The 6,553-nt window shown below is 31.1% G+C and carries 3 protein-coding genes; 1 reads left to right on the forward strand and 2 read right to left on the reverse strand.

What is annotated here, in order from left to right:
* Window positions 1-311: 311 nt before the first annotated feature.
* Complete coding sequence (locus ACIQZC_RS07990) at window positions 312-875, reverse strand: hypothetical protein (RefSeq protein WP_396138709.1); 564 nt, start codon at window positions 873-875, stop codon at window positions 312-314.
* A gap of 254 nt (window positions 876-1,129) precedes the next feature.
* Entirely contained in the window at window positions 1,130-1,576 is a 447-nt protein-coding gene (locus ACIQZC_RS07995; protein ID WP_396138710.1) for a DUF4369 domain-containing protein, read from the reverse strand.
* A gap of 597 nt (window positions 1,577-2,173) precedes the next feature.
* Here ACIQZC_RS07995 and ACIQZC_RS08000 point away from each other — a divergent pair.
* The coding region (locus ACIQZC_RS08000) for a PKD-like domain-containing protein (RefSeq protein ID WP_396138711.1) at window positions 2,174-6,553 on the forward strand (4,380 nt) is incomplete at its 3' end.

Below are 6,553 nucleotides of genomic sequence, written 5' to 3' on the forward strand. Positions count from 1 at the left end.
TTTGTTTTTCTTTGATTTTGCGTTATAAAATTTTGTTAGGTTTTGACCGATGTAACCTGTGGTTCCCGTCAATACTATTAGGCTCATATTTATTTTTTAAGAATGCTAAATTACAAAATAATTCATACGAACAACTGAATTAGTGGTAATATAAAAACTAAAAAAATACATAAACAACTATAAATCAAATTGTTATAGTAAATAAAAATTAAAAAAATGAGGGTATGATTGTGAAAAAAAATATTATAATTATAAAAACCCCAAAAAAAACAATTGTTCTTTTGGGGTTTTTATACTTAAAGAACTCGTAGTTACAATTTAAAATACAATTCTAAAGAATGTTGGATCATGTTATTTCCAACTGTATTTTTTTCTGCAGCAAACTTTCCAAGAGTTTGAAGTCTAACACCATATGTTTCATTGATTTGATATCCTAATGAAATTCCGGTATTAAGACTTTGATTTGGATTTCCGCTTGTCCAAGCATTACCTAAACCAAGAATTGGCTCAACAGCAAATTTACTTGGTAATTTCATCAGACCAGCAACATTGTATCGAGCATTTAAATCAAATCCGAAATAAGATAAATTCGCATCAATTGCTTTTTCATTTTGATCTACATCTTTACCTAATTTATTTATTGTAAATTCAGAAGACACTGATAAATTGGTATTGTAAAAATACTGTAATGATAATTTAGAAAAGCCTAAAGTTGCATTCCAATTAGAATAATTTAAATATTCATTGCTTCCAGAACTTGTATTATCAATAAAGTTTACCCCAGCACCAATAACCCATTTTGATTCTTTTTTTGTTTCTTGAGCAAAAGAAAATGTTGATACCATTAACAACGCTAAGATTACTACTTTTTTCATATTTTTAAATTTATAATATTAATTAAAACAAATTTAGTAAAAATATTTAATTACCCCCCTTTTTTTACTGATTTGTAGAATTAATAAAGATTTTAATTTGATCTACCCCAATTCTTTTTGCTTTTATAGTCTTGTTTTTGTCTAGAATATAAATAACGGGTGTTGAATAAATATCATATTTATTAACTAGAATTATTTATATAAACACCATCATATACATTAATCCAATCATTCAGGCCTTTTTCCATGCTACACTATAAGAATTTTTCTCCATCGTGCATGGTATATACTGAAACAACTTTTATAATTTGATTACTTACAAATTTCAAATAATCAATAAAATTATTTTGTGAAGGTGAATTTAAAACATTAAGCCCTAAAATATTATTAGGTTCTTGTTCGTTTTTAAATTCTAATTTTTGATTTTGTTCATCAATAAAAAAATCAAAATAGATTGTTTTTTGCTGGCTTACAATTGAATAAATACCCGTATCTAATTTTGTTTTTCCTTTAAATATAAATTGTCTATTTTTTGCAACATAGCATGTGTCTTTAATATAGGTTTTATCAAATTGATAATAGGTGAGATAGGCTGTGGTATCTTTACTATTCTTTAAATTAACAATAATTTCATAACCAGTTTGAGCATAAGAAGCGGAAAGATAACTACAAAAAATAAAAGCAATAATTCTTGTTTTCATAACGTGATTAATAAATAAATTATCAAATAAAATTGGATTCAAATATAAAATATTAAAAGTTTGATATATATAAAATAATTTTAAAAGTTTATAATGAATTAAAGATTAGTAGGAAAATAAACATAATTTCTTAGTAGACATAAGAGTTGTTAACAAATTTTGTTTATTTTTGTGAACTATCATATTCTAATAAATCGCTATAAACTGTTGATTATGAGAAATTTAAGTTTAAATAAACTTGTCGCCACTTTTGCAACATTGTTAATATCTAATGTTTTATTTTCATATACATTTGAAAATAAAATAAATAACTATATTAATAATTATATAAATATTAATTCAATTACTACAAACTTAGTAAACGAACATTTCGAGTTAGCTAAAGTTGTCACTGGACCAACCATAAATATTCAACCACAAAATACTATAAAGTGTGCCGGTACTTCCGCAACTATTATAAAGAATGGAATGGTAAAGATTTTAATTCTAATTCATTACTTTTGAGAGTATATGATTATGTGATAAAAAACACAAATAACGAAAAGAAAATAGGTTGGATATATTTAACAACACAGTAAGATTATGAAAAAAAATATCATGAATAAAGTCCAAAAAATATTAGTAAGTGTAATTATTCTATTGAATAGTTATAGTTTATATTCACAAATTACCCCATCTAATACTCCTCAAAATGTTGCAGGTGTATGTACTTCCACAAATACAATAGATATTGTTCGTTTTCAGAATACTTTAAATTATTTTCAAGGTGGAAGTATTTCTGTGTTTTTTAAACCAAATGGAATTTATGAATTAAATAATCAATTTATTTTAGAATTGTCTGATGCTTCAGGTTCGTTTACAAATCCTGTTGTTTTATCAACAAAAAATGAATTTTTTATTCCTATTTTAAAAGGTATAATTCCTATTGCAACTCCAACAGGAAACAATTATAAGTTAAGAGTTAGAACTACTAATCCGGTTGCTTCAATCGAAACAAATTCTTTTCAAATATCTGGAAGTGTTTTGAATAGTACTATCCCATTAATTGAATTTATTCCAGATGCTCCACACACAAGTTTAGATAATTTTACAAAATGTATAGATCTTTCTAATAATTATTATTTTGGATATATTAATAGAAGTTCAACTGCTGTCACTCCAGGAAATCCAACATCAACTACTCCTTTGCCAATTGAAGTATTTTTGCAAAATTCTAGTGATGCAACTTCAATTAATATTAATTTTATAAATGCACAAAATAATATCATTCAACCATTATTTCTATCGGACACCTATACTCTTCAAATACCTCATAGTCAAACTGTTGGTTATTATTTAATAGAAATTATCAAAAATTACGGCACTAAACAATCTGTATCTGGTTTTATATTTTTACATAACACTGGGTCAACCGGATTAGCAAACACTAGTAACGAATTAGTATGTGTAGGAGAAAGTGTAAACTTTATTGTTGACGCAGCTACTATGGCAACTAATTACCCAAATTCATTGTATTCAATTAATTATGGAGATGGATCCCCTATAGAATATTTAACTCACAATAAATTAATGTTGTGTCCCAATATTACAAATCAATATGATGAGCCAACCTGTGATACTGAGGATAAAGTCATAAATGCAGATGATGGAAAATATTATTTTAAAACTGATTTAATTTTATACAATAAAGGATTGTATAATTCTATAACTTCAAATTTTGAATGTAATAACTACTTTAAAAACGGAGCAGGAACAACAAAGTGGGTTAATGTTAGTTTAAAGCCCGCACCTGATTTTATTGTTGCTGAAAAAATATGTGCTGGATCTCCAATATTTGCTGATGAAAATTCTATTAATGGTCTATGGGGATCATCTAACACTTGTAATGAAGCTTACAGTATTAATTGGTATATTAAATCACCTACGGTATCTACATTCAGCTTAGTTAATCCTGCTACAGGCTGGATAAACAGTACAACATATGATTTGACTATACCAGGTACTTCTACCGCTAATAAACCTGGTTGTTGGCAGATTCAATTAACTGTTGGAAATAATGGTGGTTGTACAGATTATGTATCAATAATTAAAACCGTAATTGTCGAACCCCAGCCTGATGCTGCTTTTACATACTCGACTCCGACAAATTTATGTGCCCCGGCAACACTTACTTTTACTAATACGTCTAATACTGAAGCAATTGCTGATCCTTGTAAGGATCCATCTTACACTTGGACAGTTGTTCCGGTTTCTGGTACACCTGCAACAGCAACTGGTTTTACAATAATTGACGCAAATGGTCCTACTCCACCGGCAGCAGCCAATCAAACCAGTCCACAAATTTCTTTTACACAACCTGGAACATATACAGTTACTTTAACTGTTACAAATGTTTGTGGTACAGATACTTTTTCACAAGATATTGAAATTATTGGAGATCCAAGTGTTTCATTCTCTCCCGATAATTTGACTATTTGCCAAGCACAACCTCCTAGCTATGTGTTAGATTTCTCAGATACTTCTATTGACCCTACCTATAGTGCAGCGCCTTATACTCCAGCCTCTTACAATTGGGCAATATATGAAAGTAATGGTACTACTTTAGCCAATACTTCTTATTATGAATATACACTTGAAACCTCTGCTATATCTCCTTTTCCAAAAATAAAGTTTACTCAATATGGTGTATATGTTATTAAAGTTACTGTTAATGGAAATTGTGGAGGGGCTAATACAGCTTCGTTTACTTTTACTTTTAAACAATCACCCATAATAACTAATACTGGTTTAAATCAAACTATTTGTTCTAATTCCTTAACACAAGCAATTTCACTTACATCAGATATTATAGGAACTACTTTTGAATGGGTTGCAACAACTACTGATCCAATTACGGGTTTTCCTTCTGGTATTCAAACTACCAGTACCATTCCTGCAATGACATTAGTTAATAATTGCAACACTGTAGGAGTTGTCACTTTTGAAATTACTCCTAAATATAATGGTTGTGAAGGGGCAAAAGTTAGTTTCACTATAACAGTTAATCCTAAACCACAAATTCCAAATGGAAATAGAACAATTTGTTCAAGGGAATCTTTTAGTTTTATTCCGTTAAATAATTGTAGTAATAATATAATTGTTCCAATTAATACAGTCTATACTTACACAGTTGTGTCTAGTGATCCAACTCAGGTTCCAGCCGGAAGTCCAAGAACGGTAGCTTCTGCAGCTAATATTACAGATGTATATACCAATACGACAGTTTCAGATGTAACTATTACCTATACCATTACTCCGATAGGACAGAATGGATGTTCTGGAAATCCATTTACTTTAGTAGTTACTGTAAAACCGGAGCCGGTTGTAGCAGACCAAGCTCCTATAATTACATGTAGTGATGTAGCGCTTAATTATGATTTAGATGCCTTAATTGTAGGGACAGGAGATACTTATACCTACACTGTTGTCTCTAGTAATCCAATTCAAGTTCCAGCCGGAAGCCCAAGAACGGTAGCTTCTTCAGCTAATATAACAAATAATTATACCAATACAACTGGCTCAGATGTAACGATTACCTATACCATTACTCCGATAGGACAGAATGGATGTTCCGGAAATCCATTTACTTTAGTAGTAACAGTAAAACCTGAACCTGTTGTAAGCAATCAAACGGTAAGTACATGTAGTAATGTAGCGCTTAACTATGATTTGGGAGCATTAATTTCAGGAACAGGAGATACTTATACTTATACGGTTGCTTCTAGTAATCCAACCCTAGTACCAGCAGGAAGCCCAAGAACGGTTGCTTCTGCAACCAATATTACAGATGTATATACTAATACGTCATCAAATAATATTATAATTACCTATACCATTACTCCGATAGGACAGAATGGATGTTCTGGAAATCCTTTTACCTTAGTAGTAACAGTAAAACCTGAACCTGTTGTAAGCAATCAAACGGCAAGTACATGTAGTGATGTAGCGCTTAATTATGATTTGGGAGCATTAATTGCAGGAACAGGAGATACTTATACTTACACAGTTGTGTCTAGTGATCCAACTCAGGTTCCAGCCGGAAGTCCAAGAACGGTTGCTTCTGCAGCCAATATTACAGATGTATATACCAATACGACAGGTTCAGATGTAACTATTACCTATACCATTACTCCGATAGGGCAGAATGGATGTTCTGGAAATCCATTTACTTTAGTAGTTACTGTAAAACCGGAGCCGGTTGTAGCAAACCAAGCTCCTATAATTACATGTAGTGATGTAGCGCTTAATTATGATTTGGGAGCCTTAATTGCAGGTACAGGAGATACTTATATTTACACTGTTGTGTCTAGTAATCCAACTCAAGTTCCAGCAGGAAGCCCAAGAACAGTAGCTTCTTCAGCTAATATAACAAATAATTATACCAATACAACTGGCTCAGATGTAACGATTACCTATACCATTACTCCGATAGGACAGAATGGATGTTCCGGAAATCCATTTACTTTAGTAGTAACAGTAAAACCTGAACCTGTTGTAAGCAATCAAACGGTAAGTACATGTAGTAATGTAGCGCTTAACTATGATTTGGGAGCATTAATTTCAGGAACAGGAGATACTTATACTTATACGGTTGCTTCTAGTAATCCAACCCTAGTACCAGCAGGAAGCCCAAGAACGGTTGCTTCTGCAGCCAATATTACAGATGTATATACTAATACGTCATCAAATAATATTATAATTACCTATACCATTACTCCGATAGGACAGAATGGATGTTCTGGAAATCCTTTTACCTTAGTAGTAACAGTAAAACCTGAACCGGTTGTAAGCAATCAAACGGCAATTACATGTAGTGATGTAGCGCTTAATTATGATTTGGGAGCATTAATTGCAGGAACAGGAGATACTTATACTTACACTGTTGTGTCTAGTAATCCAACTCAGGTTCCAGCCGGAAGTCCAAGAACTGTTGCTTCT

The organism is Flavobacterium sp., from assembly GCF_044338735.1.
Taxonomy (GTDB): domain Bacteria; phylum Bacteroidota; class Bacteroidia; order Flavobacteriales; family Flavobacteriaceae; genus Flavobacterium.

What these genes read in the sequence shown, in the direction of transcription:
- ACIQZC_RS07990 (WP_396138709.1), bottom strand. Translation starts at nt 875, where the DNA reads ATGAAAAAAGTAGTAATCTTAGCGTTGTTAATGGTATCAACATTTTCT.
- ACIQZC_RS07995 (WP_396138710.1), bottom strand. Translation starts at nt 1,576, where the DNA reads ATGAAAACAAGAATTATTGCTTTTATTTTTTGTAGTTATCTTTCCGCT.